Source organism: Amycolatopsis sp. FU40 (assembly GCF_021903635.1).
Taxonomy (GTDB): domain Bacteria; phylum Actinomycetota; class Actinomycetes; order Mycobacteriales; family Pseudonocardiaceae; genus Amycolatopsis; species Amycolatopsis dendrobii.
Genome location: NZ_CP091381.1, coordinates 5343179 through 5356588 on the forward strand (window position 1 = coordinate 5343179; position 13410 = coordinate 5356588).

12 protein-coding genes are annotated in these 13410 nt (G+C 67.8%); 3 read left to right on the plus strand and 9 right to left on the minus strand.

Annotated elements, in window-relative coordinates; translation table 11 throughout:
• Nucleotides 1-2: 2 nt before the first annotated feature.
• Both L3Q65_RS25420 and L3Q65_RS25425 read right to left on the minus strand, forming a co-directional pair.
• On the minus strand, nt 3-1052 hold the full coding sequence (locus L3Q65_RS25420) for a histidinol-phosphate transaminase (protein WP_182891401.1): 1050 nt from the start codon (nt 1050-1052) through the stop codon (nt 3-5).
• An 87-nt stretch (nt 1053-1139) separates the two neighbouring features.
• Complete coding sequence (locus tag L3Q65_RS25425) at nt 1140-1820, minus strand: FadR/GntR family transcriptional regulator (RefSeq protein WP_182891400.1); 681 nt, start codon at nt 1818-1820, stop codon at nt 1140-1142.
• A gap of 167 nt (nt 1821-1987) precedes the next feature.
• Here L3Q65_RS25425 and L3Q65_RS25430 point away from each other — a divergent pair, with 167 nt between their 5' ends.
• Entirely contained in the window at nt 1988-3163 is a 1176-nt protein-coding gene (locus L3Q65_RS25430) for a M20 family metallopeptidase (protein ID WP_237596845.1), read from the plus strand.
• A 355-nt stretch (nt 3164-3518) separates the two neighbouring features.
• Here L3Q65_RS25430 and L3Q65_RS25435 read toward each other — a convergent pair whose 3' ends face one another.
• On the minus strand, nt 3519-5129 hold the full coding sequence (locus L3Q65_RS25435; protein WP_237596846.1) for a thiamine pyrophosphate-binding protein: 1611 nt from the start codon (nt 5127-5129) through the stop codon (nt 3519-3521).
• A gap of 74 nt (nt 5130-5203) precedes the next feature.
• Here L3Q65_RS25435 and L3Q65_RS25440 point away from each other — a divergent pair, with 74 nt between their 5' ends.
• Both L3Q65_RS25440 and L3Q65_RS25445 read left to right on the plus strand, forming a co-directional pair.
• Entirely contained in the window at nt 5204-6355 is a 1152-nt protein-coding gene (locus L3Q65_RS25440) for a CdaR family transcriptional regulator (RefSeq protein WP_237596847.1), read from the plus strand.
• A gap of 55 nt (nt 6356-6410) precedes the next feature.
• Nucleotides 6411-7787, plus strand: a complete 1377-nt coding sequence (locus L3Q65_RS25445) for an aldehyde dehydrogenase family protein (RefSeq protein ID WP_237596848.1) — start codon at nt 6411-6413, stop codon at nt 7785-7787.
• A gap of 57 nt (nt 7788-7844) precedes the next feature.
• Here the strand turns inward: L3Q65_RS25445 and L3Q65_RS25450 are convergent, their stop codons facing one another.
• From L3Q65_RS25450 to L3Q65_RS25475, 6 genes are read right to left on the minus strand one after another with little or no spacing between them, the layout of a single operon-like run.
• Nucleotides 7845-9455 (minus strand): FAD-dependent monooxygenase, encoded by a 1611-nt coding sequence (locus L3Q65_RS25450; protein WP_237596849.1) that lies wholly within the window; start codon nt 9453-9455, stop codon nt 7845-7847.
• 11 nt (nt 9456-9466) lie between these two features.
• Nucleotides 9467-10429, minus strand: a complete 963-nt coding sequence (locus L3Q65_RS25455; RefSeq protein ID WP_182891394.1) for a flavin reductase — start codon at nt 10427-10429, stop codon at nt 9467-9469.
• Between the two features lie 5 nt (nt 10430-10434).
• Entirely contained in the window at nt 10435-11073 is a 639-nt protein-coding gene (locus L3Q65_RS25460) for a 4-carboxy-4-hydroxy-2-oxoadipate aldolase/oxaloacetate decarboxylase (protein ID WP_182891393.1), read from the minus strand.
• Entirely contained in the window at nt 11070-11717 is a 648-nt protein-coding gene (locus tag L3Q65_RS25465) for an RraA family protein (RefSeq protein WP_182891392.1), read from the minus strand. Before L3Q65_RS25465 ends, L3Q65_RS25460 begins: the two co-directional genes overlap by 4 nt.
• A complete protein-coding gene (locus tag L3Q65_RS25470; RefSeq protein ID WP_182891391.1) occupies nt 11717-12385 on the minus strand; it encodes an RraA family protein in 669 nt (222 codons plus the stop codon). Before L3Q65_RS25470 ends, L3Q65_RS25465 begins: the two co-directional genes overlap by 1 nt.
• Before the next feature lie 2 nt (nt 12386-12387).
• A complete protein-coding gene (locus L3Q65_RS25475) occupies nt 12388-13404 on the minus strand; it encodes a hypothetical protein (RefSeq protein ID WP_237596850.1) in 1017 nt (338 codons plus the stop codon).
• Nucleotides 13405-13410 lie beyond the last annotated feature (6 nt).

A 13410-nucleotide genomic window follows, 5' to 3' on the forward strand; every position in this document is an offset into this window, starting at 1 on the left:
GATCAGACAAGCGCGGCGAGCACCGCGTCGTTTTCTTCGGGCAGCCCGATCGTCACGCGCGCTCCGCCCGCCTTCGGGAACGGCCGCGCGAGCACGCCGCGAGCCTCCAAACGGGACAGCAGATCGGCCGCGTCTCCGGGCAGGAAAAGGAAATTCGCCTGGCTCGGCACGAACGCGACGTTCGCCGCGGTCAGCGCGGCCTCGACGCGAGCGCGTTCGGAGACGATGACGGCGGTTCTTTCCTTCGCCACAGCCAATCCTTCCGCGCTCAGCGCCGCGATGACCGCCGCCTCGGCCACGCTGTTGAGCGCGAACCCGACGGACGTGCGGCGCAGCGCCTCCGCGATCCTCGGTGCGGCAGCGGCATAACCGACGCGGATGCCGGCCAAACCGTGCGCTTTGGACAGTGTCCGCAGCAGCACGAGATTCTCGAACTCGTCGAGCAATCCGACAGTCGCGTCCACTGGTTCGGCGGACACGAACTCGCGGTATGCCTCGTCGACAACAACCAGCACGCGCGACGGGACGCTTTTCAGGAAGTCGCGGATATCCTCGACCCCGCGCAGCCCGCCAGTCGGGTTGTTGGGATTGCAGAGGTAGACAATGCGGGTTTCCGGGCCGACCGCGGCGAGCATCGCGTCGAGATCCATCGCGCCGTTCGCGTCGAGACCGACCTCTGTGGACTCAGCGCCGGCGAGCGAAAGCGCCGCCGCATACGCCTCGAAGGACGGCGCCGGGCGCACACCGTGCACGCCAGGTTCGCAGACCAGCCGGGCGAGTGCGTGCAGCAGCGTGCCGGAACCGTTGTCGATCGCGATCCGTCCCGCGTCCAGACCCATCGCCTCGGCGACAGCGGCGCGCGCCGCGGCACGGTGGTAATCGGGGTAGCGATGGGCATTCCGGGCCGCTTCGGTCATCGCGGCGACGATGACGTCGGCGGGAGCCCACGGCATTTCGTTCTGGGACAAGCGGATCGGCGGCTGCGCACCGCGGGACGAGCGATCGGGGGCGGCGAGCACGCGGTCGACCACGCTGCGGAGCTCCAGCAGCATGCATCCTCCTCAAGCCGGACGATTAACTGTAATGAATATACATAATTCTGAGCGCGTGTACATCCATCAGTTCTCCGGCTTGAGATATCAGGAAGGCCGGGCCGCCACCGCGGGACGGCGATGCCGCGAGATCGCCGACTCCGCCAGCTCGTGGTCGCGCTTCATGACCGCCTCGGCGAAGTCGAGGTGCGTGCGCAACCGCGCCTGCGTGGTCGGCGCGGTGACGCCTTCGAGCCGCGCGGCGATGATGTAGTCGACGAGATTCGTATACAGGCTGCGCAAAAGCTCGTTCGGCGACACCCGCGCGATCCGTGCGTGCAGCGCCCAGATCGCCGTAGGCGCCTCGGCGGAATCCCAGGCCGCTTTCAACGTCTCGGCGCACGCTGAGATATCAGCGATGTCCTCGTCGCTCGCGTTCTCGACCGCGTCGTGCAGCACCGAACCGTCGAGCGCGTCCAGGACGCGCAGGCAGTTCTCCACCGTCGCCTTCCCCTCGCGCAACTGCAGCAGCTGATCGCTCAGGTGCGTAAAGGGCGAGCGCGTCGCGACGAAGATCCCGCCGCCGGGGCCCGGCTTCGCGTCGACGATGCCGCGGGCGCGCAGCAGCTGGATCGCCTCGCTCAACGTCGCCGGCGCGACCCCGAAGCGCGCCATCAACTCCTGACGGCGCCCGACGAAGTGACCGGCGCTCCAGCCCTCCGAGACGATCTCGTCCTCGAGCGCGCGAGCGACCTGGACGGCAGCGGCGGTGTTCGTGATCTGCGGCAAGGATCCTCCGAAGTACTCGGTCCGGTGACGTCGCCGACGCGGGTCACGCGTAGTGACAGATTAGAGGCGCACCGGAACCCCGAACACCCGGCATCGTCTATATTGATTGTAGACATTAGACGCATGCGTCACCAGCGCGGCACGCACCGTTGCCTAAGGAGCCCACTTTGCCGGTTTCCGCCCCCGCTGCCCTTCACTCAGAACTGGTCGCACTCCGCCGCACCCTCCACGCCCACCCCGAAGCCGGGTTCGCCCTCCCGCGGACCCAGCGTTCCGTGCTGACCGCGATGGCCCCGTTGGACCTGGAAGTCACCCCCGGCCCGCACGACTTCACCTCAATCGTCGCAGTACTGCACGGCGCGCGCCCCGGCCCGTCGGTCCTGTTGCGCGCGGACATGGACGCACTGCGCGTCACGGAGGAAACCAAGCTGCCGTTCGCATCTCAGACGCCCGGATTGATGCACGCCTGCGGCCACGATCTCCACACAGCCGCACTCGTTGGGACAGCAAAGCTCTTGAGCGCCCGCCGAGACGAGATCGCAGGCTCGGTGGTGTTCATGTTCGAACCAGGCGAGGAAGCAGGCGGCGGCGCGCAACGCTTGATCGACGAGGGAATCCTTTCCGGCGTCGAAGCGGCCTACGGCATCCACGTCCTGCCCGGCCCAGCCGGCGTATTCACGACCCGGGCCGGCTCGGTCATGGCCGGGGCCAGCAGCCTGACCGTGCGTGTGCTCGGCCGCAGCGGACACGGCTCACGACCACACCAAGCAGTGGACCCGGTTCCCGCTGCGGCACAGATCATTTCGGCGCTGCACACGTACGTCACCCGACGGTTCCCAGTGTTCGATCCAGTTGTGCTGTCGGTGACCAAAATGCAGGCGAGCGACATCATCAACGCCATCCCCGACGAGGCAACGCTAGCCGCGACGATCCGCGCGCTTTCCGCTGAGAGCGTGGACATCCTGGCCCGCGAACTGCCCTCGCTGGCGGACGGGATCGCGTCAGCGTTCGGTTGCCGTGCCGAAACGGAATTCCGGTCGGTCTACCCGGTCACCGCGAACGACCCAGAGACGGCAGCACACGCGCTGACCGTGCTCGGCGATCTCTTCGGCCCGGAACGGGCTGTCCCGCTGGAGCACCCGATCATGGCGTCGGAGAGCTTTTCCGCAGTACTCAAAGAAGTCCCCGGCGCCTTCGTCTTCCTGGGCACCACCCCGGAGGGGATCGACCCCGACACAGCGGAAATGAACCACTCCCCGCGCGCGGTCTTCGACGACAGCGTCCTCAGCGACCAGGCCGCCGCTCTGGCAGCCCTCGCACTAAGCCACGTCAGCCGTCCGTGAAGGCCACCGAGGGACTCTGAGTCCCTCAAGGAGCCCTTCACGACCCGTCGCACCTCCGCGACGCACCAATGCGGCATTGGTTGCGCCCCACTCACCCAACGCCACATCGGGGTGCTAAACCACACCCCGCGAACCCCACCGCAACCACCCACCCGACCTCAGCCGACGCACCCAGCCCAACAAGGCACCCACACACTCCCCCGCCCCCGATACGAAGCCAAAACACGGCGCTGAGGTGCTGGTCAAGGCATCGTTCCCGCCTTGACCAGCACCTCAGCGCCGTAGTCACCGATCGAAAACCGGGGTGCCCGCGCAACCATTCACGAGGCAATGCCGCCGACAGGCGACGAACCGCTCAGTGCTTCTCGTGAATCAATGGCCAAGGCGAAGGAAACACATCCACCGGCACCTTGACCACCACGGGCCGCCCAGCCGCGATCGCCGCGCCCACCGCCTTCTCCACCGCCCCAGCATCCTCCGCAAGCGCAAAATCCAACCCGAACGCCCGAGCAAGCAACTCGAAATCCGGATTGGTCAAATCCGACCCAATGAACCGCCCACCATAGGTATCTCGCTGAATCCGCCACACATTCCCGAACCGGGAGTCCTCAAACAACACAGTCACCAGCGGAATCCCGTACTTCTTAGCCGTAGCGAACTCCTGCATCGACCACCCGATCCCCCCATCCCCAGTCACCGCGACGACGGGCCGCCCGCCCGACCCCACGGCAGCCCCCAGCGCAGTAGGCATCGCATACCCCAGCGTCCCCTGATATCCCGGCCACACGTACGACCGCGGCGCCCGCACAGGAAACCCGTACGTCGACACATACCCAATCTGCGTCAGCTCATTGACGAAAACGCCATCCTCAGGCAACGCAGCACGGATCGCGTCCACGAACTCCATCTGCGGCCCAGCTTGCTTCCGAATCCGAGCTTCGCAATCCTCGCGCAGCCGAACCAGCTCAGCACCCCAAGCAGCACGAGGCGAGAGCCGCTCAACCAACGCCCCCAACACCGCCACCGCGTCCGCATTCACCGCGAGGTCCGGCCGTCGCGGCGCCCGAAGATCAGCGGCGTCAATGTTCACCAACGCAAGCCGAGCATTCCCGATGTTCAACTGCTGCCCAAACGGCGTCAGGAACCGGCTGCCGAACGAAACCACCAGATCCGCCGAAGACCGCAGTTCCCACAATGCGAACGCAGGCAACGCGTGCGGGTCCCGAGCATCAATAGCCCCCCGCCCGTTCTCGCTCATCACCACCGGCGCGTCCAGCAGCTCAGCAAGCCGAGCGAGCAGCTTGAACGCCCGAGGATCCCGCATGCCCCCACCGACATGAATCACCGGCCGTGCAGAAGCCGCCAGCAACCGCACGAGATCGGCAACATCCCGCTCCGGCGCTTCCGGCTCCCGCACCCCGAACGGCTCGCCCGGGTTGAGATCCGCGACCGCGTGCAGCAAATCCGGCCCCAGTTCGAGCGCGACGGGCCGAGGCCGTCCAGTCCGCATCTGCCGGAAGCCCTCGTGCACCAGATCCGGGATCTCCTCGACCCGCTTGGGCCGGGCAGACCACTTCGTCAGCCCCTGAACCGTGTCAGTCTGGCGGGGAATCTCGTGCAGCGCCCCGAGCCCGGATCCCACGAGCGGCGACGGGATCGTCCCCGCCAGCAACATCACCTGCGACGAACAGGCGTAAGCCGTCGCCATCCCAGCTCCGGCGTTCAGCACCCCAGGACCAGGCACGACCATCGCCACCCCAGGCCGTCCGGAGGCCCGGTAGTACCCGTCCGCCATGTAACTGGTCGCCTGCTCGTGCCGCGGGACGACCAGGTCCAGCTCGTCGCGCTTGCGGTACATGCCGTCGGTGAGCCCGTCCAGCTGGACCCCGGGAATGCCGAAGACCGTGTCGACGCCCTCGCTGATGAGCGCCCTGGCGAGCGCGTCACCGCCTGTCATCTGTGCCATGCGGATCCCTCTCGTCAAATGTCTATAATGAATATAGATCAAATCTCCGGCGGCTGGCAACGGAAGAGGCGAGCATGACTCTCGAAGGACAGGTGCAGGCCTACGCCGATCGGCTCGGGCGGCCGATCATCGTGTTCGACGTCGACTTCACGGTGATCGCGTTCAGCGTGCACGACCAGGACGTCGACCACGCCCGGCTGGCGATCATCTTGTCCCACAAAGGATCTTCGCGCGCCCGGGAGTCCATCCGGGACTACCGGGTCGGCCAGGCGCGGGACCCGGTCCGGATCCCGCCGCTCGACGGCGGGCAGTCCCGGCTCGTCGCACCGGTCCGGCACGAGGGCCGGCTCGTCGGCTACCTCTCCTCGACGATCCCCGAGGACGACGAGTCCGCCTACGAGGACGACGACGAACTGCGCGAACGCCGGGCGCAGATCGGCTTGCTGCTGGCCGCGACGGCGCTCGGCAACCGCGAGAACGAGGACCGCGCGCGACGCCTGCTCGCCGCACTCCTCGAAGGCGCTGACGACCAGCGCGTCCGAGCCGCCGACGAACTGCTCGCGAGCGGCCTGCTTTCCCCGGTCCCGCACTACACGGTCATCTCGATCGCGACCCCGCCGCGGGCCGAGCCCAGTTCGGCGACGCTCCGGCTCGTCCTGGACCGGGCATTGTCGAGCATCCCCGTTTTCCCCACGCTGAAAGCCGCTGGCGCAGTGCTCGGCAGCGAAGCCGTCTTGCTGGTGCCATACGAAATCGACACCGAGCGACTGTCAGCTCTCCTTGCGCAGCCCGCCTTTTCCGGCCTGCACGCCGGAGTCGGCGGAGCGCACGCGCCGCTGTCGGGAGTGCATCGGTCGCTGCGGGAAGCCCGGATCGCCTTGCGCGGCGGCCACGTCGGCTGCGTGGCCCACTGGTCAGAGTTGGGATTGGACCGGCTGCTCCTGCAACTCCCCCTCGCGGACCTTGATATCTCAGATCTCCCCGATGCCGTACGACGGCTGCTCGACGCGCAGTCCGGACCGGACCTCGCGCAGACCCTGGAGACCTACCTCGACTGCGGCTGCGACGCCCAGCGCACCGCGCTGGCCCTGCACGTCCACCGCAGCACCCTCTACTACCGGCTGGATCGCGTGCGCGCGGTCACCGATGTCGATCTCGCCGACGGGAAGGTGCGCCGCGAACTCCACACCGGGCTGCGGGTCGCGACCCTCGCCGGTCTCCGCTAGGCGCCTCGCCTTGAATTGACTATATTCAATGTGAACTTTTACGGAAGGGTCCCGCATGAACGCACTGCTGACCACCGTCTCGGTCTCCGACGACCACGGGCGGCCGATCCTGGACGCCGCGACCCGGGAAGTCGTCGGCCACGCACCGGTGCACACCGTCGACCAGCTCAACGCCGCGATCGCCGCTGCCGTCAAGGCACAACCGTCCTGGGCCGCACTGGGACATGCGGAACGCTCGCGCATCTTGCACGTCATCGCGGACGACATCGACGCGCACGCCGAAGAACTCGGCGAGATCATCACTGCTGAACAAGGCAAAGCCGGCGGTGCCGGTGAGGCGCACGGTGCCGCGCACTGGCTCCGGTCCGCCGCGAACACGGTGCTCGAACCGCAGTCGCTGCCGGACGGCGCGGAGCAGCATTACGTCCCGCTCGGCGTCGTCGCGTCGATCGGCCCGTGGAACTTCCCGGTGATGATCGCGGTGTGGCACGTCGCGCCGGCGCTGCGCATGGGGAATACGGTGGTGCTGAAGCCTTCCGAGAACACGCCGCTGAGCGTGCTCGCGCTCGCGGAGATCTTCCGCCGCCACCTTCCCGCGGACGTGCTGACCGCGGTTTCCGGGGATCGCGAGGTCGGCGCCGCGCTGGCCGCGCATCCCCGGATCGCCAAGATCGTGTTCACCGGCTCGACCGCGACCGGCCGCCGGATCGTCGAAAGCTCGGCGGGCAACCTCGCCCGGCTCACCTTGGAACTGGGCGGGAACGACGCCGCGATCGTGCTGCCCGGCACGGACGTGGACGCCGTCGCGGACAAGCTGTTCTGGGCGGCCTTCATGAACACCGGCCAGGTGTGCGCCGCGCTCAAACGGCTCTACGTGCACGAATCCATCTATGACGGCGTCGTCTCCGCACTGGCCGAACGCGCGGAGAAAGCACCGATGGGGCCAGGACAGGACAAGGCGAACCGGCTCGGTCCGGTGCAGAATCCCGCGCAGTTCGAGATCGTCTCCCGGCTGGTCGAGGAGGCCAGGGCGCGTGGTGCCCGGATCGTCACCGGTGGTACGCCGGCGACGGAACTGGGGCCGCTGTTCTACCGGCCGACGATCATCGCGGACGTCGAGGACGGTGCCGCCGTGGTCGACGAGGAGCAGTTCGGGCCGGTGCTGCCGGTGATCCGGTATTCCGATGTGGACGACGCGGTGCGCCGGGCCAACGGCACTGACCAAGGGCTGGGCGCTTCGGTGTGGGGTGCCGACGCGGACGAGGTCGACGCGGTGGCGCAGCGGATGGAGGCGGGCACCGTGTGGATCAACCAGCACGGCGGCGTCGATCCGGCGATCCCCTTCGGCGGGACGAAATCGTCGGGCTACGGGCTGGAGTTCGGTGTCGAGGGCCTGAAAGCCATGGCGGCCAGCAAAATCATCCGCCGGTGAAACCCGTGAAGGCCTCCTCGGGGGATTCCTCGAGGAGGCCTTCACAGTGGGCCGGGGTCAAGCGCCGCGAAGCTTTGCCCACAACTCGGCCGCGGCCGCCCGGTCGGGCGGAGCACCTCGCCACACCACGGTCTGGTCCTGCCGTACCACCGTGAGGGGGCAAAGATATTCATCCGGCAGCGTGTCCACTTCAACGACCGCGAGTGGGATACCTCGCTCTGCCGCTTCCCCGGCCAGCACTGAGATATCAACTCCGCGACTGGCAATTGCCGTGTAGCCGGGCGAGAAATAGTCGTACAGCGAGGATCCGTCCGCCAGCGTGAAGTGCGGTGCACGGCAACCGGGCACAGTGGACGGCGTGTAGCTGCCCATCGTGTAGCTCGGCGCGTTTTCGCCGTCGTACGCGATGATCGGGGAATCGTGGTACGCGTACCCGTAATTCAGCCCTGCGGCGGCAAACTGCGGTTCGTTCAACTCGCGTACAGCGGCGCCGAAGGACGAACGTGCGGCTTCGCCGGCGAGGGTGTCGTCTTCGAGTTCGGCCGGGAGTCCGGGTCGAGCGAGCTTCCGCTGGTGGTTCATCGCGAAGTGCGACACCTGTTCGGTGATCGGCCGCCGTTCGGCTTCGTAGGCGTCCAGAATCCCTTCCTCGGCCCAGCCAGCGAGATGCGCGCCGAGCAGCCAGGTCAGGTTGAGCACGTCCGCGATGCCCGCGTTCATCCCGAATCCGGCGAACGGCACCCACAGGTGCGAGGCGTCCCCGGCGAGGAACACCCGCCGGTCGCGGAACCGGTCCGCTAGCAGACGGCGGGCGACCCAGTCCTCTTTGGACACGATGTCGTACTCGAACGACTCGTCCACGCCGAGGATCGCGCGGATCGCTTCGTCTCGGTCGACGGCTTCTTCTGCCGAGGATAGATAGGTGTGCACGAGAAAGGTTTCCGTGCCGTCGATCGCGTACACGTGTCCGACCCGGCGAGAGTTGAACGTGTAGTAGCCCCACGCCCGCGGTTCGTCGGCGGACATCAGCGAGTACAGCTTCGGTGCGCGGATGCACGTGGACTGCACATGCTGGAGCACCGGATCACCGCTGAGCTTCGCACCGATCTGCTTGCGCACCGCCGAGCGGCCGCCGTCCGCGCCGATGAAATACCGGGCGTGCAGAGTGCGTTCGCCCGAGTCGTCGGACACTACTGCCGAGACGGACGATGAGTCCTGCTCGACCGAGTGGAACCGGGTGCGGTTGAGCAGTGTCACGCCGGGCGCGGCAGCGGCGTTCCGCGCAAGGATCGGTTCCAGGAACGTCTGGTTGATCCGGTGCGGCGGTTCCGGCGTCGCCCAGCTCGTGTCGGGGCCGACGCGGGAGGTGTACCGCTGCCCGCTCGCCGGGATCGGGATGCGCGACAGTTCCCGTCCCGTGAGCGAAATCCGGAACGCGACGTCCTGCGGGTAGTCGCGCGGCAGTCCGGCGGCGCGCACCTCGGCCGCGATGCCCAGCCGTCGGAAGCTTTCCATGGTGCGCGAGGCGACGTGATTGCACTTGACGTTCGGCGGTTCCAGGAACTCCCGTTCCTCGACGACGATCACCGACACGCCGCGGCTGCTCAGGTCGAGTGCCGCGACGAGGCCGACCGGGCCTGCCCCGACGATGAGGACGTCTGCGTCCATGGCTTCTCCGTTCAGCACGGCATTCCTTGCGCCACCACGCCAAGGTGCTCGGTCATCAGCCGGCGGGCAGCATCCTCGTCACGGTCCTCAATGGCCTGGAGGATGCGACGATGCGCATCAACGGCCCGGGCCGCGCGCGCAGCGTTGGTGTGCACGGCATACACGCTCTCCCGTGGCCGGTTGAGCGCGCCGACCGACGCGGCGATTGCCGGGTTTCCGCTGAGCAAGCCGAGCCGGGCATGGAATTCCAGTGACAGCGGGTTGTACCGGCTGGCGTCGTGGACGTGTTTCTCCGATTCCTCGACCAGCGCCCGCAATTGCGCGACTTGGTCGTCAGCCGCGGCACGAGCGGCGAGTGCGGCAGCCGCGGGTTCGACCGCGTGCTGCGCTTCCAGCAGCTGCTCGGTTCGCATCCCGTGCAAATGCAGTTGGATGGAAAGCGAATCGGCGATCCGGCCGATGTCCGCCTCTGCCTCTTCCGCCGTGTTGAGTTCGCGGTATTCCCCGGACCAGTACAGCAACGGCTGCCCGGTCCCGCCGCCCGCGGAAACGACTTCGCCGACGAGGATGATGTGGTCGCCGCCGCCGAGCATCGTGTGCACGGTGCAGTCGAACCAGCTCAGCGCGCCGGTGACGACTGGTGCACCGGTGGTCTCGGTGTGCGTCTCGACCTCGTCGAACCGTTCCTTGCTCCGGCCGCGCCCGCGTCGGGCGAAACACGCGGAAACGTCTTGCTGATGGCGGCCGAGCACGTTGATCGCGAAGACCCCGCTCGCGCGGATCTCGTCGAGAATCGGGCTGTGCGAATTGATCGACACCGTCACCAGAAGCGGGTTCAGGGAAAGGGAGACGAACGAGGTCGCGGTGATCCCGTAAAGGTGCCCGTCGAGTGCCGTGGTGACGACGGTAACGCCGGAAGCGAACCGTCCGGCGGCTTGCCGGAAGCTGTCGATTCGTTGCTGGTCGGAGGTCATGGGGTTCACCTCGCCCCGTCCGGAACGCCGAGCTGGCGGAAGTCGTAGACGTCCAAAGTGGTCTCCCCGGAACGGAGCCGGTCCAAGTAGGACGCTTCCTTCTCCGCCCTGGCACGGGCCGCGGCGAGTACCCGGTCGTATTCGTCCGCCGGGAACACGACGATCCCGTCCCGGTCGGCCACGACGATGTCGCCGCGGCGCACCACCCGGCCGCGCAAGGTGATCGGGCGGCCGACGGTTCCCGGCCAGTTCTTGATCGTGCCGCGGATCGAGATCGCCGTGCTGAACGCCGGGAACCCGAGCGACGCGAGCTGCTGGGTGTCACGGACGCCGCCGTCGATGACCAGGCCGCTGATGCCGCGTGCCTGCGCCGCGACCGCCATCACCTCGCCCCAGTACCCGAACGGCGCGCCACCGGCGTCGACCACGAGCACGTCGCCGGGCCCAGCGGCTTCGATGCCGTGGTGCAGCGCGAGGTTGTCGCCGATCTGCGCGGACACCGGCACCGCGCGGCCGACCATCTGCGCACCGTCCCAGGAGGGCCGGAACGCGGGGTCCAAGAAGCAGTCGAGACCGGAAGCCTCGTACAGCGTTGCCGTGCCGAGCGTCAGCAGTTCCTTGGTGTCTTCAGCCAGCGCGGTCATGCGTCCGCCCGCTGCAGATCGTGGTAGCCGTACTTCGCGCGAGCTTCGGCGATCGTCGCGCCGCCGAGCGCGGCGGTGAGGATCGCTTCCTCGCGCGCCTGGATCATCTCGGCGACCTCCAGCACGTCGTCCTCGCAATCCTGCGGGATCGCCACGACTCCGTCCGAGTCGCCGAGCAGGATGTCCCCGTGGCGGACCGTCACGCCGCCGATGGTCACTGGCCCGCGTTCCTCGGCCACCTCGACCCGGTCCTTGCCGGTGCGCATGAAGCGGCCGCGACTGTAGATCGGGTAGCCGATGGACAGCGCGCGATGCGTGTCGCGGCAGACGCCTTCGATGACCGTTCCTGAGATACCACGCTGGTGCGCCACGGCGGTCAGGATGTCGCCCCACACCGTGCAGTCGACCCGGCCGTCGTTGTCGAGCACGATCACCTGGCCCGGTTCGACCTGGTCGATGAAATCGCCGACGGTACCCGCCGGGATCTGCGCGCTGACGTAGCGCACGGTGAACGCGCGGCCGACCATGCGTTGTCCGTCCGAGAGCGGGGCGAGGCCGAGCAGGCTGCCGGGGCGCTTGAGCTTGTCGAGGGCGTCGGACACCGTTGCGGTGCCGAGCACGGAGAAGCGGTCAAGGAGAGACATCAGCGCTGCTCCACGGTGACTGAGGGGAATTGGGAATCGTGCATGACTTCTTGCACATCGCGGCCGGACCGGACCGCCTCCGCCATCCGGGCCTCACGCTCGGCGATCCGCTGGGCGAGCTCGACTACGCGCTCGGCGTCTCCCGCGGCGACGAAGACGACGCCGTTGCCGTCCGCGAGCACAAAGTCTTGCGAGGCAACTGAGATACCAGCGATCTGGATGCGCTCGTCCATCGCGGCCTGCACGATGCGGCCCCGCGCGCTGACCGGAACGGCCGTGCGCGCGAAGACCGGGAGCTTCAGCGCTTCGCTCTCCTGGACGTCGCGGCAGGCACCGTCCACGATGACGCCGGCCACGCCGCGCCGGACCGCGGCCTCGGCGAGCAGGCCGCCCCAGCAGGAGACGTCCGTGCGGCCGTGATTGTCGATCACCACGACATCGTCCGGTTCGGTGATCGCGACCAGCGGGGTGGCGATGTGCGTCGCCGGTCCGGCGGTCGCTTTGGGTGCGGCGGTTACGGTGCGCACGCGACCAGCGAGGACGGTGCCGACGGGCCACATCGGCTTCAGCGCGGTGACCGCGCCGGGCAGCTTGAGGGTGTCCAGTGCGTCGGACACCGCGCAGCTGTCGAGCCCGCGCAGCGCGGAGACGATCTCTTCGGGAGACATGGTCACTTCCGTTCCCAGGCAAGGAAGCCCATCGCGTTGCCGGTGCCGGCTTCCGTTCGATAGCACGGCTCGTAGTCGACGCTGGTCACGGCGAGACCGGCCTCGTCGGCGATCCCGGCGACCGCGATCCAGTTGCGCAGCTCCGAGGCACCGGACCGCATCTCGGCGGCCGGGACGCTCGAGAGGTAGCCGGCGTCCTGATCTCGCAGTGCCTGGAGGAACTCATGGTCCAGTTTCTCGTCGATCACGAAGTGGCTGAGCCCGCCCGACGCGACGATTCCGACGCGCAGGTCGCCGGGGAACGACCGGATCGCCCGGCCGACCGCGCGCCCGAAGTCGTAGCAGCGTTTGGCTCCCGGCGGATTCGGCTCCCAGAAGGTGTTGATGAAGATCGGCACCATCGGCAGCGTCGACTCCTGGCCGAGGAATCGCTGGTAGATGAACCCGAAGCCGTGCGGAATCGTGTGGTTCTCGTACCGCCCGGCCGGGATGACCTCGGTGGCGCCGGTGTCGAAGTCCTCGGCCTGGGTGGACTGGATGATGTGCTTGCCGAGCGCGCGGTGGGTCGGCCGCATGATCGTGCGGTCCGGGACGTCGCCGGTCGCGGCCTCGGCCAGGCCCGGGGCCATCGCGTCGAGCTGCGCCTGGGTGAACGGCACGTGCGCGACCTCGTCGCCCCAGAACACCGAAAACGGGGCGAGCCATTCGTCGCCGTAGGTTTCCTTGTGGTCGCTGGAAACGATGACGAGGACGTCGACCTCCTGGGTGCGGATGAATTCCGCGAGCCAATCCATCGACCGCTGGCAGCGTTCCCAGCGACGCGCCATCACCTCGGGAGTGATCTCGTTCGAGAAGTCCTCCCGCAGTTCGCGCAGTTCCTCGTAGCGGTAGGTCTCGCCGCGGAACTTCAACCCTTTGCTGGCGCGGTCCGCCGTGCCCCTGGTATCCCAGGCCTGCGGCGGTGGCGCCTTCAGCTGCGGTCCGTGCGAGGTGCCGATCCCGGCGACGATCTCGGTCATGATCTC

Coding starts and splice junctions, on each gene's coding strand:
- L3Q65_RS25435 (WP_237596846.1), bottom strand. CDS start 5,129: ATGGCACAGATGACAGGCGGTGACGCGCTCGCCAGGGCGCTCATCAGC.
- L3Q65_RS25465 (WP_182891392.1), bottom strand. CDS start 11,717: ATGTCTCTCCTTGACCGCTTCTCCGTGCTCGGCACCGCAACGGTGTCC.
- L3Q65_RS25475 (WP_237596850.1), bottom strand. CDS start 13,404: ATGACCGAGATCGTCGCCGGGATCGGCACCTCGCACGGACCGCAGCTG.
- L3Q65_RS25445 (WP_237596848.1), top strand. CDS start 6,411: ATGAACGCACTGCTGACCACCGTCTCGGTCTCCGACGACCACGGGCGG.
- L3Q65_RS25440 (WP_237596847.1), top strand. CDS start 5,204: ATGACTCTCGAAGGACAGGTGCAGGCCTACGCCGATCGGCTCGGGCGG.
- L3Q65_RS25455 (WP_182891394.1), bottom strand. CDS start 10,429: ATGACCTCCGACCAGCAACGAATCGACAGCTTCCGGCAAGCCGCCGGA.
- L3Q65_RS25470 (WP_182891391.1), bottom strand. CDS start 12,385: ATGTCTCCCGAAGAGATCGTCTCCGCGCTGCGCGGGCTCGACAGCTGC.
- L3Q65_RS25450 (WP_237596849.1), bottom strand. CDS start 9,455: ATGGACGCAGACGTCCTCATCGTCGGGGCAGGCCCGGTCGGCCTCGTC.
- L3Q65_RS25460 (WP_182891393.1), bottom strand. CDS start 11,073: ATGACCGCGCTGGCTGAAGACACCAAGGAACTGCTGACGCTCGGCACG.
- L3Q65_RS25420 (WP_182891401.1), bottom strand. CDS start 1,052: ATGCTGCTGGAGCTCCGCAGCGTGGTCGACCGCGTGCTCGCCGCCCCC.